This window comes from Streptomyces sp. NPDC031111 (genome assembly GCF_055570675.1).
The window spans coordinates 292,440-306,384 of the sequence record NZ_JBVIGS010000010.1 but is presented as its reverse complement, the minus strand read 5'-3'; the positions used below and the strand labels follow the sequence as shown (position 1 = coordinate 306,384).

Here is a 13,945-nt window from a genome sequence, read left to right as displayed (position 1 = left end):
ACGTGACGGACCGGGTCCGGCTCCCCGACGGCGCGCTGTCTCAGCGGAGTTCCACGAGGAGGTCGCCGCCCTCCACCTGCTGGATGCGGTTGATGGCCAGCCTGGTGACCGTGCCGGACCGGGGGGCGGTGATCGTGGCCTCCATCTTCATCGCCTCGATGGTGGCCACGGTGGCGCCGGCCGCCACCTCGTCGCCCTCGGCGACGGCGAGGGTCACCACACCGGCGAACGGCGCCGCGACATGGCCGGAGTTGGCGCGGTCGGCCTTCTCGGTGACCGGGATGTCGGAGGCCGCCGCCCGGTCGCGGACCTGGATCGGCCGCAACTGACCGTTCAGCGTGGACATCACGGTGCGCATGCCCCGCTCGTCGGCGTCGCCCACCGCCTGGAGCTCGATGAGCAGCCGCACCCCGGGATCGAGGTCGACGCTGTACTCCGTGCCGGGGCGCAGTCCGTAGAAGAAGTCCTTGCTGTCCAGCACGCTGGTGTCGCCGAAGGACCGGCGGTGTGCCTCGAACTCCCGTGTGGGGCCGGGGAAGAGGAGGCGGTTGAGGGTCGGCCGGCGGTCCTTCGCCAGGCCCGCGCGGTCGTCGGCGGTGAGTTCCTGGACGGGCTTGGGTTCGGCGCGTCCGCGCAGGGCCTTGCTGCGGAAGGGCTCGGGCCAGCCGCCGGGCGGGGTGCCCAACTCGCCGCGCAGGAAGCCGATGACGGAGTCCGGGATGTCGAACCTGTTCGGCTCCTCCTCGAAGTCCCGCGGGGAGACGCCCGCGCCGACCAGGTGGAGGGCCAGGTCGCCGACGACCTTCGACGAGGGGGTGACCTTCACCAGACGGCCGAGCATCCGGTCGGCGGCGGCGTACATCGCCTCGATGTCCTCGAAACGGTCGCCGAGGCCGAGCGCGATCGCCTGGGTGCGCAGGTTGGAAAGCTGCCCGCCGGGGATCTCGTGGTGGTAGACGCGGCCGGTCGGCGAGGCCAGGCCCGCCTCGAAGGGCGCGTAGACCTTGCGCACGCTCTCCCAGTAGGGCTCCAGATCGCCGACGGCCTGGAGGTCGAGGCCGGTGGGACGCTCCGAGTGGTCGGTCGCGGCGACGATCGCCGACAGGGACGGCTGGGAGGTGGTGCCCGCCATGGAGGCCACGGCCCCGTCGACCGCGTCCGCGCCGGCCTGGATGGCGGCCAGGTAGGTGGCGAGCTGGCCGCCCGCGGTGTCATGGGTGTGCAGGTGGACCGGCAGGTCGAACTCCCGGCGCAGGGCGGACACCAGTGTCGCCGCCGCGGGCGCCCGCAGCAGCCCGGCCATGTCCTTGACCGCCAGGACGTGGGCGCCGGCCTCGACGATCCGCTCGGCCAGGCGCAGGTAGTAGTCCAGGGTGTAGAGCCGCTCGGACGGGTCGGACAGGTCGGCGGTGTAGCAGAGGGCCACCTCGGCGACGGCCGTGCCGGTCTCGCGTACGGCGTCGATGGCGGGACGCATCTGGGAGACGTCGTTGAGCGCGTCGAAGATGCGGAAGACGTCGATGCCGGTGGCCGCCGCCTCCTGGACGAAGGCGTCGGTCACCTCGGTCGGGTACGGGGTGTAGCCCACGGTGTTGCGTCCGCGCAGCAGCATCTGGAGGCAGATGTTGGGCACGGCCTCCCGCAGGGCGGCCAGGCGCTCCCACGGGTCCTCGGCGAGGAAGCGCAGGGCGACGTCGTACGTGGCGCCGCCCCAGCACTCCAGGGAGAACAGCCCGGGCAGGGTGCGCGCCACCACGGGGGCCACGGCGAGCAGGTCCTTGGTGCGGACCCGGGTGGCGAGCAGCGACTGGTGCGCGTCGCGGAACGTGGTGTCCGTGACACCGATGGTCGGGGACTCGCGCAGCCATCGGGCGAAGCCGTCGGGGCCCAGTTCGGCGAGCCGCTGCCGGGAGCCGGCCGGCGGTTCACCGGCGGGCAGCGGCGGCAGCTTGGTGAGCGGGTCGACCAGCTGGGGCCGCTCGCCGTGCGGCTTGTTCACGGTGACGTCGGCGAGGTACGTCAGCAGCTTGGTGCCGCGGTCGGCGGAGTGGCGTGCGGTGAGCAGTTCCGGGCGCTGCTCGATGAACGACGTGGTGACGTGTCCGGCCTGGAAGTCCGGATCGTCCAGGACGGCCTGGAGGAACGGGATGTTGGTGGCGACGCCGCGGATGCGGAACTCGGCCACGGCACGCCGGGCCCGGCCGACCGCGGCGCCGAAGTCCCGGCCCCGGCAGGTCAGTTTCACCAGCATGGAGTCGAAGTGGGCGCTGATCTCCGTACCGGCGTGGGTGGTGCCGCCGTCCAGGCGGATGCCGGAGCCGCCGGGCGAGCGGTACGCGCTGATCCGCCCGGTGTCGGGGCGGAAGCCGTTGGCGGGGTCCTCGGTGGTGATGCGGCATTGCAGCGCGGCGCCCCGCAGGGTGACGGTCTCCTGGGCCAGACCGAGGTCGGCGAGTGTCTCGCCGGCGGCGATGCGGAGCTGTGCCTGCACCAGGTCGACGTCGGTGACCTCCTCGGTGACCGTGTGCTCGACCTGGATGCGCGGGTTCATCTCGATGAAGACGTGGTTGCCGTCCCGGTCGAGGAGGAACTCCACCGTGCCGGCGTTGCGGTAGCCGATCCGCCGGGCGAAGTTCACGGCGTCGGCGCAGATGCGGTCGCGCAGCTCCGGGTCGAGGTTCGGCGCGGGCGCGAGTTCGATCACCTTCTGGTGGCGGCGCTGCACCGAGCAGTCCCGTTCGAACAGGTGGATGACGTTGCCGTGCCCGTCGGCGAGGATCTGCACCTCGATGTGGCGGGGATCGACGACGGCCTTCTCCAGGAAGACCGTGGGGTCGCCGAACGCGGAGGCCGCCTCCCGGGACGCCGCCTCGATGGCCTCCCTGAGCTGGGCGGGGTCCTCGACGCGGCGCATGCCGCGCCCGCCGCCGCCGGCGACCGCCTTCACGAACACCGGGAAGCCGATGCCGTCGGCGGCGCGCAGGAGTTCCTCGACGTCGGTGGAGGGCGCCGAGGAGCCCAGGACCGGCACGCCGGCCTCGCGGGCGGCGGCCACGGCGCGTGCCTTGTTCCCCGTCAGCTCGAGGATCCCGGCGTCGGGTCCGACGAAGGTGATGCCGGCCTCCTCGCACGCCCTGGCCAGCTCGGGATTCTCGGACAGGAAGCCGTAGCCCGGGTAGACGGCGTCGGCGTCGGCTCGGCGGGCGGCGCGGACGATCTCCTCGACGGAGAGGTAGGCCCGCACCGGATGTCCCGGTTCGCCGATCTCGTACGCCTCGTCGGCCTTCAGCCGGTGCAGCGAGTTGCGGTCCTCGTACGGGAAGACGGCGACGGTTCGGGCGCCCAGTTCGTAGCCCGCGCGGAACGCCCGAATCGCGATCTCGCCGCGGTTGGCGACCAGCACCTTGCGGAACATTCTCGATCCCTTCAGCCTGCCGGTGACGAAGACCATCGTGTCGGCGGCAGGTCCGGTACGCCATGTGAACCGGGCCACTCACCCCCGGTCCGACGGCGTTGTGAGGGGCCACAGAGGAACGTTTCCCCTCTGCGGCCCCCATGCGTGCCGGTGAAGCGCTACTCAGTGATCCTCAGCAGTTTGTTCGGTGTTCCGGTGCCGGGGTTGCCGATCCTGTCGGCGGTGGCCGCTCCGGTCAGCGCCGCTGCCACGGCCGCCGGGTCGGCGTCGGGGTGGCCGGCCAGGTACACGGCGGCCGCGCCGGCCACGTGCGGGGAGGCCATCGAGGTGCCCGATATGGTCCTGGTTCCCTCGTCGCCGTCGTTCCAGGCCGAGGTGATGTCGGAGCCGGGCGCGTACAGGTCGACGGCCGAGCCGAAGTTGGAGAAGTCGGACTGGGCGTCGTCCTTGGTGCTGGAGGCGACGGTGAGGGCCTCGGCCACGCGGGCGGGCGAGCCCTGTCCGGCGTCGGCGGACTCGTTGCCGGCCGCGACGGCGAAGGTGACCCCGGAGGCGATGGCCTTCTGGACCGCGGCGTCGAGGGCGGGGTCGGCGGCGCCGCCCAGGCTCATGTTGGCCACGGAGGGGCCCTTGTGGTTCTCGGTCACCCAGTCGATGCCGGCGACGACCTGCTCGGTGGTCCCGGAGCCGTTGTCGTCCAGGACTCTGACGGCGACGACGTTCGCCTTCTTGGCGACCCCGTGCGCGGCGCCTGCGATGGTGGCGGCGACGTGGGTGCCGTGGCCGTTGCCGTCGTCCGCGGTGTCGTCGTTGTCCACGGCGTCGTAGCCGTGGCTCGCCCGGCCCTCGAAGTCCTTGTGCGTGACGCGTACGCCGGTGTCGATGACGTAGGCGGTGACGCCCTCGCCGGCCTTGTCGGGGTAGGTGTACTTGGTGTCGCCGGCGGTGTCCTCCTGGTCGACCCGGTCGAGGCCCCAGGAGGGAGGGTTGTCCTGGGTCGCGGTGGTGTGGAAGGTCCGGTTGGCGACGACGGTGCCGACGGCCGGGTCGGCGGCGAGGCGCTTGGCCTCGGACTCGGACAGCCCGTCGGCGGCGAAGCCGTCGAGGGCCGAGGAGTAGGACCGGCTCAGCTCGCCGCCGTACTCCCGGGCCAGGTTCTTCTTCCCGGCGGACGTCGTCTTCTCGTCGAGCAGGACGATGTAGCTGCCCGCGACGGCGCCTTCGGCGTTCAGGCCGTACACGGTGCCCTGGGCGGGCTCGGCGGCATGGGCGGACGACGCCCCGAGCAGGGCTGCTGTGGTGACGGCCGACACCGCGCATGCCGCGGCGGTGACCTTCAGTGCGACGGTACGCATCTGATGCGTCATGAAGAGGGGTCTCCTCGTCAGGGTGTGGGGGGTTGACCTCCGCCGCGGTGTCACGGGGAGGCTGACGAGAGGATCGACCACTTGTCGCGGTCAGTTCAATGGTGCCGTTCCGCGAACCGCGTGCCGGGACCACGCATCTCCACAACGTCCGCCCATGTCGGAGCCAACCGACGGACAAAGGCCGAGCTGAACGCGTTGCTTGAAGCGCCAACCAGCGACTGGGCGAGATCTGTGACCATCCCCTCACCCAACCCTCACCGCACCGGCGTTTGGCGCCCGCCGCTACCGGAACAGCGCGGCGTGGCGGCGCGCCCAGTCGGCGAAGGCACGGGGCGGACGGCCGGTGATGTCCTCGACGGCGGGGCCGGCCCGGCGCTCCTCGGGGGTCGGGGCGCCCAGGATGTCGAGGGTGGTGTCGACGACCTCGTCGGGCATGAACTGCCGCATCTGCGCGCGGGCTTCGTCGCGGGTCTGCTCCACGAAGCGGACCGGTTCGCCGATCGCCGCACCGATCGCCTCGGCGCGCTGCCGCGGTGTGGTGGCGGCGGGACCGGTCAACTCGTAGGAGCGGCCGTGGTGTTCGCTTCCGCGCAGGGTCGCGGCGGCCACGTCGGCGATGTCGGCCGGATCGATCGTGGGCAGGCCCACGTCGCCGAAGGGCGCGACGACGGTCCGCCGGGTGCGCACCGGTTCGGCCCAGGCGAGGGCGTTGGAGTGGAAGCCGCCGGGGCGCAGGATCGTCCAGTCCGGCCCCGACTGCCGGACGGCGTCCTCGATGGCCCGTGCCACGCGGCCGTGCGACGCCGATCGCGGCCGGGTGACGACTCCCTGCGAGGACAGCAGCACGACGCGTCCGACGCCGGCGGCCTTGGCGGCGTCGAGGACGGCGTGCGGGTCCAGCAGATGCGCACTGGCGCCGCCACTCTGGAGGAACAGCGCGTCGGCGCCGTCGAACACCTCGCGCAGGCTGTCGGCGTCGGTGAGGTCGGCACGCAGGTGCCGTACGCCCTCCGGCACGTCGGCCGCCGAGATCCCCCTGGAGGTGGCGGTCACCCGCTCGCCGTCCGCCGCGAGGGTGCGGACGAGTTCCCGGCCGACGTTTCCCGTTGCTCCGGTCACCACGAACATGAACAACTCCCCTGTTGTCTCGGTGTGGTGAGGACGCTAACAGCGTCGGTATAGTAGGTACCTAGGAGATAGTGACTACCCCGAAGGGGTGTGTATGGCCGGGCAGACCGCACGGACGGCAGCGGCGGGGACCGACCCGGAACTCGCCTGCCCCATCAGCCCGGTCGTGGACATCGTGTTCAGCCGGTGGACCACCCCGGTGCTCTGGACGCTGCACACATACGGCAGGCAGCGCTTCGTCGAGCTCCAGCGGCGGATCGGCGGAATCACGCCGAAGGTGCTGACGCAGCGGCTCCGGCAGCTGGAACGGGACGGTCTGGTCGTGCGGACGTACCACCCGGAGGTTCCGCCCCGGGTCGAGTACGAGATCAGCGAGCTGGGCCGCAGTCTGGCCCCCCTCTTCGCGCACCTCTCGGAATGGGCGACGGCCAACCTGGGCAGGGTGGAGCGGGCCCGGCACGCCTACGACACGGACCCGGCCCGGTAGTGCGGGGGCGCCGGGACGGTCAGGCCTGGCCGGTCTCGAAGCGGGAGATGCGTCCGTCGTCGTCGACGGTGAAGGACCAGCGCGTGCGCATCTCGCCCCAGGTGTCGTTGCTGTAGCGGGCGAGGAGACGGCGGCCGCCGTCGGACTCGTTGTCGACCTCCAGATGGCCGTGGGAGGAGAAGATCTCCCGCTCGATCCACTCGGCGAGGTCGCGCTCGGAACCGTCGTCCGCCATGGTGGCGCCGGGCGTCAGGAGGGCCATGAAGCCTTCCCGGTCGTGGCTGTTGACGGCCGTGACGAAGGCGCGGACGGAGGGGTCGCTGAGGCGGGTCGTCTGAATCGTCATGTCTGCCAGGGTCGTACCGGTGGCCGGGCCCCGCCACCCGCGTCACCCGAACGGCAACCGGCGGCGCGCCGGGCCGGGGGTGGGGATGCGACGGTGGTCGGGCCAAGCCACTGCTCCGGGAGACGACGTGACCTGTGACGACCGACGTGATCTGGGACTGCTGCTGCTCCGGCTGGGCACGGGCGGGGTGCTCGCGGCGCACGGGGCGCAGAAGCTGTTCGGCTGGTTCGGCGGTGGCGGCATCGAGGGCACCGGCCAGTTCATGGAGTCGGTCGGCTATGTGCCCGGCAGGGCCAATGCCACCGCGGCGGGGCTCGCCGAGGCCGGCGGGGGCGTGCTGCTCGCGCTGGGTCTCGCCACTCCGGCGGCGGGCGCGGCCGCGGCCGGCGCGATGGCGGGTGCGTCCGCCGTGCACGCGCCCAACGGCTTCTTCAACCAGGAGGGCGGCTTCGAGTACGCGGCGACCCTGGGCCTGACGGCCGCGGGACTCGCCGTCACGGGCCCCGGCCGGCTCTCCCTGGACCACGCCCTCGGTCACGCGGCCAACCGGGGCTGGATGATCCCGGCGGCCTTCGCGGCGACCGCGGCGGCCACGGCGGTGACGGTGGGAGCGCGCAGCCGGCGGCTGCGGAGGGCCAAGGAGGGCCGCCAGGAGGCGTTGTTCGAGGAGTAGGGCCCTGTCGGCGCCGGCCCGGCCGTGGCCGTCGGCGTCAGCAGCCCGTCGACCCCAGGCACGACTCGTCGCCGGGCAGATGCGTCTCGGCCCACTTGGCGAGTTCGTCGAGCGCGGGTCCCAGTGCGGCCCCCGACTCGGTCAGGCGGTAGGTGACCCGCAGGGGCGGCCCCTCGTCGACCTCGCGGACCAGCAGTCCCGCGGCGCCCAGCTCCGTCAGCCGGTCGGAGAGCATGCGCTCGCTGATACCGGGGATGGCCCTGCGCAGATCGGCGAAGTACGCCGGCTGGGTCACCAGCACGGACACGATCGGCCCCGTCCAGCGCTTTCCGAGCAGCTGGAAGACGCGGGTGATACCGGCGTCCACCCGCTTGCATGCCGATTCCTCGTGCACCTGCTCGACCGCCATGCCCCCAGGGTACCGGTATCCGCAGGGGATGAAAAAAAATAAGTCCCTGTGTTATTCATAGTCGAGTACGAAAACTTAGCGGCGGCGTCCACGCCTCCGCCCCTGCACCCATGGGAGAAACCCCCGATGGCCACCCTTCTGCACATCGACTCCTCCGTGTTCCCGGCGTCCGCCTCGGCGTCCCGCGCCGTGGCCGAGACCTTCCGCAGGACCTGGGAGGAGCAGCACCCCGAGGGCACGGTGATCCACCGCGACCTCGCCACGAACCCCGTTCCGCACCTGACCGCCGACGCCCACACGGCGGGCTTCGCGGATCCGTCCGCGCACACTCCCGAGCAGGCCGCGGTCTTCGCCGAGCGGCAGAGGCTGATCGAGGAGTTCGAGCGGGCGGACGCGCTGCTGATCGGCGCCCCGATGTACAACCTCACGGTCCCCTCCACGCTCAAGGCGTGGCTGGACAACGTGATCCTCATGGGCCGCACCGCGGGTGACGCCCCCTCCGCCAAGGGCACCCCGGTCACCGTGATCGCCAGCCGTGGCGGCTCCTACGCGCCGGGCACCCCGCGCGAGGGCTACGAATACGTACAGAACTACCTGAACGCGGTGCTGGGCGACATGCTCGGGCTCGAGCTCGACTTCATCGTCCCGGAGCTGACCATGGCCCCGCAGAACCCGGCGATGGCCGAGCTGATCCCGCTCGCCGAGAGCTCCCGCGAGCGTGCCCACCTGGACGCCACCGTCAGGGCCAAGGACCTGGCCCAGCGGCTGGCGGCGTGAGCGCGTGGCGCCAGGCGCCGGGTCAGGCCCGGCGCCGGGCGTCCTCCAGGTAGCGCAGTACGGCCGCGACACGGCGGTCCGTGCGGTCGGTCGGCGCCAGATCGAGCTTGGCGAAGATGTTGCGGATGTGCTTGTGCACGGCGCCGTCGGTGACCACCAGACGTTCGGCGATGGCCGCGTTGCCGAGCCCCTCGGCCATCAGCGCCAGCACGTCCCGTTCACGGGGGCTGAGCCGCTGCAACCGGGCGTCCGGCCGGGTACGCGTCAGCAACTGGGCCACGACCTCCGGGTCGATGGCGGTGCCGCCCCCCGCCACCCGGTGCAGGACGTCAAGGAACTCCTCGACCCGGCCGACGCGTTCCTTCAGCAGATAGCCGAGCCGGGCACTGCCCCGGGCGAGCAGGTCGGTGGCGAAGGCCTGCTCGACATAGGCGGACAGGACCAGGACGGCGAGCTCGGGCCGGCGCCGCCGGGCCTCCACGGCGGCGGTGATCCCCTCGTCGGTGTGGGTGGGCGGCATCCGGACGTCGACGATGGCGACGTCCGGATGCTCGGCGTCCACGGCGTCCAGGAAGGCCTCCGGATCCTCGGCCGTGGCCACCACGTCCAGGGACTCGGCGCGCAGCAGCAGCGCCAGCCCCTCGCGCAGCAGCGCGTCGTCCTCGGCGATCACGATCCGCATGGCAGGGTCACCTTCAGCGTGGTGGGGCCGCCGGGCGGGCTGGCCAGCTCGAATGTTCCGTCGTGGGCCTCGGTGCGCCGGCGGATGCCGGTGAGTCCGGATCCGTCGCGCTCGTCCGCGCCGCCGTGCCCGTCGTCGTGGATCTCCAGGTGCAGCCGGTCGTCCAGGCGGCGCACGACGACACCGGCGTCGCGGGTGCCGCTGTGCTTGGCGATGTTGCTGAGGGCCTCCGCGACCACGAAGTACGCCGTCGCCTCCACCGACGCCGCGCACCGGCCCGGCACGTCGGCGTCGATGCGGCAGGGCACCGGACAGTCGGCCGCCAGGGCGGTGAGGGCGTCGGGCAGACTGCGGTCGGCCAGGACCGGCGGGAGGATGCTGCGGACGACCGCCCGCAGTTCGGAGAGCGCCTGTTCGGCGGCCTCCTGGGCGCGCTCCAGCACGGCGTCGGCCTCGCCGGGGTTCCTGGTCAGGGCGCGGCGGGCCGCGCCCAGCAACACGGTGATCGCGACGATGCGGTTCTGCGTGCCGTCGTGCAACGCGCGCTCGACACGGCGCAGTTCGGTGGCGTGGGCGTCGAGGGCGGCGGCCCGGGTGGCGGTGAGCTCGGCGACCCGGAGGACGAGGTCGGTCCCGGGGTCCGGGCGCAGCAGCCGCCTGCCGGGCCATGCCTGCAACCGCGCGAGCGCGGGCGCGCACAGCACGATGACGCCCACCCACAGCACTCCGAGCAGGGTGACCACCAGCGCGCCGGGCCAGTCGCGCACGGTCCACCAGCCCACGGCCGCGGTGGACTCGCTCTCCGGAAGGAACCGCCAGTACAGCGGGAAGGTGACGTCGTGTGCCGCGTTGAGCGGCAGGGTCGCCCCGATCAGGCCGAGGAGCAGTCCGAGGGTCGCGTGCGCGCAGACCCAGCGGGCCTCACGGCGTACGGCGCGGTCCGCGAGCGCCGCCCGCGGACCGGCCGGCAGCTCCGCCGGACCGATGATCTCCGGGCCCCACCGGGACAGCCGGGACCGCTCCCGGTCGGCGACGGCGCGCACCGCGTGCAGGGCGGACGGCAGCAGCCACAGGCCCGCGCCGACCAGACAGGCCACCGCCGTCAGGGCCAGCCACAGCGTCGCGAGCAGGGCCAGCAGGGCGGTGCCCATGCCCCCGAGTAGGTGTTCCAGGGCGGCCGTCGCGGCCCGGGCCCGCACCGACAGGGCGCGTGGGCGTCCCGCCGCCCCGTCCCGGGTCTCCACCATCCGTACCTCCCAGGCGCGGAGGATAGGGCACCCGGCCCCGGGCCCGCCGGGCCATCCACCCAGCGGTACGCCACCGAGGCCCCCGTTCCGGTCCCGGGAGCGGAACGGGGGCCTCACTCGCGGATGCCGATGCCCTCGACGGGAGGGGTGCGCAGCAGCCGGCCGACGGGGAGCATCGTGGCGACGAGCGCCAGGGCGACCGTGCCGCCGACGACGACGGCCCAGCCCGCGGACGGGACGTGGGGGACGCGCTGCCCGGCCACCGCGTTGACGACGGCGGTCAGGGTGACGGCCGCGACGGCGCCGCCGATGACGAGCGCCACGCCGAGCAGACCGGCCTGTTCCGCGTGCACCATCCGCTTCACCTGACGGCGGGTGAGGCCGGCCAGACGCAGCAGGGACAGTTCCCGGGTCCGGGCCAGAGCGGCCATGACGAGGGTGTTGGCGGCGGCCAGGGCCGCGTAGCCGACCAGGACGGCGACGAGCATCCTGTTCAGCCAGCCGCTGACGGCCAGGTCCTGGGCGATCTCGCCGGTGAGCCGGTCCGTGTCCACCACCGCGGCGCCCGGGTGACGTCGGGCGAGTCCGGCCAGCGCGGTACCGGCGTCGGTGCCCGGTGCGGTGCGGATGAGCACCTGGTCGTCGAGCCCGGTGACGGTGTGCCCGGTGAGGGTCTCCGTGTGGAGGGTGACGTCGCCGAACCCCCAGCCGCGTTCGTACAGCGCGACGACGCGCAGGGTGACGGGCGTGCCGTCGCCGAGCCACAGTTCGGCCCTGTCACCGAGCCGCCAGCCGGCGGCGTCCGCCTGCGCGGTGGACACGGCCACGGTGTCCTCGCGCAGCTCGGCGAGGCTGCCCGACCGCACCTTCAGGTCCATCGTCCGCTCCACGCCCCGCGGATCGATGCCCTGGGCGGTGACGGCTTGCGCCTCGAGCCGGTTGGGCACCACGACCGAGGTGCGGCGCACACCGGTCGCGGCGAGCACGCCGGGGATGCGGCGGGCCTCGGCCGTGGCGGAGGCCGGCAGGCCCGCGGCGCCGGTCAGGGCGTGCTGGGCGAGGATGCCGTCACGGCTCTGGAGCACGGTCTGCCGCTGGAGGTTGTCCTGGAGGAACCAGACGGTGCCGCCGAAGCCGACGGAGAGCACGAGCGCGGTGAGCACGGCGACCGTGCCGCGCGCGTTGGCCCGCAGGTTCGCGGCGGCGAGGTAGCCGCTGTCGCCCCACACGGCGCGGAGGACGGGCCCGAGCAGCCGGGCCGCGGCCTGGTTGATCCAGGGCGCCAGCAGGGCGACCGCCAGCACGAACGTGTAGAGCATGCCGACCGCCGCACCCAGCGCGGTCTGGCCGGTGGCGGCGCCGGTGACGCCGGTCAGGGACACCCCCGCGGCGAGGAACACCAGGCCGGTGACCACGCGCGCCCTGCTGCCGAGGCCGCGCTCGACGGCCGCTTCCCCGAGCGCCTCGGTGGGCTTGATCCGGGTGACACGCAGCGCGGCGATCCAGGCGGAGAGCAGTGCCACGGCCGCGACGGAAACGGTCACGGCCGCCGCGGAGAGCGGTCCGCCCTGGACGGTGAGGCCGTCGGGCACGAACTCCCTGTTCACCAGTTCGTCCCGGATGCGACGGGTGGCGAGGAGTCCGGCCGGGACGCCCACCGCGGCGGCGGCCAGGGCGAGCAGGCCCACCTCCGCGAGCAGCATCCGCCGCACCTGGCCCGGGGTGGCCGCGACGGCGCGCAGCAGGGCGAGGTCGCGGCGCCGGTGCCGTACCGACAGGCCGACGGTCCCCGCGACGACGAAGACGATGATCATCGCGGCGTATCCGCCGAACGCTCCGCCGGCCTGGAGGGTCAGTGACCGCGCGGCGGCGGCTTCGGGCCCCGCGGCCAGTCCGCGCTCGTCACCCGTGTACGTCGTCGCGTCCACGCCGTCCGCCACGCGGCGCACTGCGGCGAGTACGGCGGAGCGGTCGGCGTCCGGTTCGGCGAGGACGCCGATGGCGTCGAAGCGGTCCGGGTGGGGGTCGAGGCGGGCCGCCAGCGCGTCGGTGAAGAACAGCGCCGCCCGCTCCCCCGGCGCGCCGTCGGCCCCGACCACGCCGCTCACCCGGTACCGCCTGCTCTCGCCCCCGGTGAGGAGGTCCATGGTGTCGCCGGGCGAGAGCCCCGCGCCGGCGGCGAGCCGGGCGTCGACGGCGACCTCGCCGTCGCCGCGCGGGGGCGCACCGGAGACCAGCCGGTACGGGGCGAGCGCGGCGCTCGACCAGCCGTGGCCGGTGGCCGGCAGGTCCGGCGCCACCGTCGTGGTGACCGGAATCGCGCGGTCGCCCACGGCGCGTGCCACACCGGGGACCGCCGCCAGTTCCCCGGCCAACGAAGCGCGGACACCGCCGCGTTCGGGGAGGTTCACCGTGGTGTACTCGGTCTCCCCGAACACCGTCGGTCCGGCCACCCTGAGGTCCCGGTCGGCGACGACGGCGGCCGCGGCACCGTAGAGCCCCGGTTCGCCCCGGTACCGCCATCCCGACTCCACGAGCAGGGCGCATGTCGTCAGGACGGCGACGCCCGCGGCGAGGGCGACGAAGGTGGCGGCGAAGCCGCCCTTGCGGAAGCGCAGCATGCGCGCGGCCAGCCGGAGCACGGTTCAGGCCTCCCGGCTCGTGACGGGCTGCCGGCGGCCGAGCAGCGCCAGGTGCTCGGCGATCCGCTCGGCGCCGGGCTGGGCCATGTCCCGCACGATCCGTCCGTCGGCGAGGACCATCACGCGGTCGGCGTAGGACGCGGCGACCGGGTCGTGGGTCACCATGACGACGGTCTGTCCGGTGTCGTCGACCGCCGACCGCAGGAGGGCGAGGACCTCGGCGGCGGTGCGGGTGTCCAGGGCCCCGGTGGGTTCGTCGCAGAAGATCACCTCGGGCCGGGTGACGAGGGCCCGGGCGATCGCGACGCGCTGCTGCTGGCCGCCGGAGAGCTGTGCGGGCCGGTGCCGCATCCGGTCCCCCAGTCCGACCCGCCCGATCACCTCGGCCACCCACGCCCGGTCCGGTCGCCGCCCCGACAGCCGCGAAGGAAGCATGATGTTCTCCTCCACGTCGAGCGCCGGCACCAGGTTGAACGCCTGGAACACGAAGCCGATCCGGCTGCGGCGCAGTTCGGTCAGCTGCTTCTCGGACAGCGACGACAGATCGGTGGCCCCGATCCGCACCCTCCCCGAGCCGGGCCGGTCCAGCCCGGCCGCGCAGTGCAGCAGGGTGCTCTTGCCGGACCCGGAGGGTCCCATCACGGCGGTCGCCGTCCCGCGTACGAACAGGGCGCTCACATCGTCCAGCGCCACGACCGGCTGTTCGCCGCCGTAGGTCTTGCGGACATGGTCGAGGCCGACGGCGACGTCGGCCGGGGTGAGGGACATGGTG

12 protein-coding genes are annotated in these 13,945 nt (G+C 73.4%); 3 read left to right on the top strand and 9 right to left on the bottom strand.

The genetic code is table 11. The annotated features are described in order from the left end of the window. Window positions 1–40: 40 nt before the first annotated feature. From ACZ470_RS22465 to ACZ470_RS22455, 3 genes are all read right to left on the bottom strand, one after another. Window positions 41–3,415, bottom strand: coding sequence for a pyruvate carboxylase (locus ACZ470_RS22465; RefSeq protein ID WP_468429691.1), 3,375 nt, complete (start codon window positions 3,413–3,415; stop codon window positions 41–43). Between the two features lie 158 nt (window positions 3,416–3,573). After that, window positions 3,574–4,782, bottom strand: a complete 1,209-nt coding sequence (locus tag ACZ470_RS22460; RefSeq protein WP_468429690.1) for a S8 family peptidase — start codon at window positions 4,780–4,782, stop codon at window positions 3,574–3,576. 282 nt (window positions 4,783–5,064) lie between these two features. Next, entirely contained in the window at window positions 5,065–5,910 is an 846-nt protein-coding gene (locus ACZ470_RS22455) for an NAD(P)H-binding protein (protein ID WP_468429688.1), read from the bottom strand. 94 nt (window positions 5,911–6,004) lie between these two features. Between ACZ470_RS22455 and ACZ470_RS22450 the strand changes: the two genes are divergently transcribed. After that, complete coding sequence (locus ACZ470_RS22450; protein WP_468429686.1) at window positions 6,005–6,397, top strand: winged helix-turn-helix transcriptional regulator; 393 nt, start codon at window positions 6,005–6,007, stop codon at window positions 6,395–6,397. 19 nt (window positions 6,398–6,416) lie between these two features. On the opposite strand, the gene ACZ470_RS22445 is transcribed toward ACZ470_RS22450, so the two are convergent. After that, window positions 6,417–6,743, bottom strand: a complete 327-nt coding sequence (locus tag ACZ470_RS22445; protein ID WP_468429684.1) for a nuclear transport factor 2-like protein — start codon at window positions 6,741–6,743, stop codon at window positions 6,417–6,419. Between the two features lie 127 nt (window positions 6,744–6,870). On the opposite strand from ACZ470_RS22445, the gene ACZ470_RS22440 reads away from it, so the two are divergent. Beyond that, window positions 6,871–7,416 (top strand): DoxX family protein, encoded by a 546-nt coding sequence (locus ACZ470_RS22440; RefSeq protein ID WP_468429683.1) that lies wholly within the window; start codon window positions 6,871–6,873, stop codon window positions 7,414–7,416. A 37-nt stretch (window positions 7,417–7,453) separates the two neighbouring features. Here the strand turns inward: ACZ470_RS22440 and ACZ470_RS22435 are convergent, their stop codons facing one another. After that, a complete protein-coding gene (locus tag ACZ470_RS22435; protein WP_468429681.1) occupies window positions 7,454–7,825 on the bottom strand; it encodes a winged helix-turn-helix transcriptional regulator in 372 nt (123 codons plus the stop codon). Window positions 7,826–7,951: 126 nt separating this feature from the next. On the opposite strand from ACZ470_RS22435, the gene ACZ470_RS22430 reads away from it, so the two are divergent. Beyond that, a complete protein-coding gene (locus tag ACZ470_RS22430; RefSeq protein WP_468429679.1) occupies window positions 7,952–8,602 on the top strand; it encodes an FMN-dependent NADH-azoreductase in 651 nt (216 codons plus the stop codon). Window positions 8,603–8,624: 22 nt separating this feature from the next. Here the strand turns inward: ACZ470_RS22430 and ACZ470_RS22425 are convergent, their stop codons facing one another. From ACZ470_RS22425 to ACZ470_RS22410, 4 genes are all read right to left on the bottom strand, one after another. Beyond that, window positions 8,625–9,284, bottom strand: coding sequence for a response regulator (locus ACZ470_RS22425; protein WP_468429678.1), 660 nt, complete (start codon window positions 9,282–9,284; stop codon window positions 8,625–8,627). Then, window positions 9,272–10,531 (bottom strand): sensor histidine kinase, encoded by a 1,260-nt coding sequence (locus ACZ470_RS22420; protein WP_468429676.1) that lies wholly within the window; start codon window positions 10,529–10,531, stop codon window positions 9,272–9,274. The genes ACZ470_RS22425 and ACZ470_RS22420 overlap by 13 nt, the downstream gene beginning before the upstream one ends. 113 nt (window positions 10,532–10,644) lie before the next feature. Further along, a complete protein-coding gene (locus ACZ470_RS22415; RefSeq protein WP_468429675.1) occupies window positions 10,645–13,173 on the bottom strand; it encodes an FtsX-like permease family protein in 2,529 nt (842 codons plus the stop codon). Window positions 13,174–13,176: 3 nt separating this feature from the next. Next, window positions 13,177–13,941: an ABC transporter ATP-binding protein gene (locus tag ACZ470_RS22410; protein WP_468429673.1), complete on the bottom strand. Its 765-nt coding sequence runs from the start codon at window positions 13,939–13,941 to the stop codon at window positions 13,177–13,179. Window positions 13,942–13,945 lie beyond the last annotated feature (4 nt).

Excerpts from the sequence above, each read along its gene's own strand:
- ACZ470_RS22455 (WP_468429688.1), bottom strand. The coding sequence starts at position 5,910 with ATGTTCGTGGTGACCGGAGCAACGGGAAACGTCGGCCGGGAACTCGTC.
- ACZ470_RS22430 (WP_468429679.1), top strand. The coding sequence starts at position 7,952 with ATGGCCACCCTTCTGCACATCGACTCCTCCGTGTTCCCGGCGTCCGCC.
- ACZ470_RS22450 (WP_468429686.1), top strand. The coding sequence starts at position 6,005 with ATGGCCGGGCAGACCGCACGGACGGCAGCGGCGGGGACCGACCCGGAA.
- ACZ470_RS22420 (WP_468429676.1), bottom strand. The coding sequence starts at position 10,531 with ATGGTGGAGACCCGGGACGGGGCGGCGGGACGCCCACGCGCCCTGTCG.
- ACZ470_RS22465 (WP_468429691.1), bottom strand. The coding sequence starts at position 3,415 with ATGTTCCGCAAGGTGCTGGTCGCCAACCGCGGCGAGATCGCGATTCGG.
- ACZ470_RS22445 (WP_468429684.1), bottom strand. The coding sequence starts at position 6,743 with ATGACGATTCAGACGACCCGCCTCAGCGACCCCTCCGTCCGCGCCTTC.
- ACZ470_RS22435 (WP_468429681.1), bottom strand. The coding sequence starts at position 7,825 with ATGGCGGTCGAGCAGGTGCACGAGGAATCGGCATGCAAGCGGGTGGAC.
- ACZ470_RS22410 (WP_468429673.1), bottom strand. The coding sequence starts at position 13,941 with ATGTCCCTCACCCCGGCCGACGTCGCCGTCGGCCTCGACCATGTCCGC.
- ACZ470_RS22425 (WP_468429678.1), bottom strand. The coding sequence starts at position 9,284 with ATGCGGATCGTGATCGCCGAGGACGACGCGCTGCTGCGCGAGGGGCTG.
- ACZ470_RS22460 (WP_468429690.1), bottom strand. The coding sequence starts at position 4,782 with ATGACGCATCAGATGCGTACCGTCGCACTGAAGGTCACCGCCGCGGCA.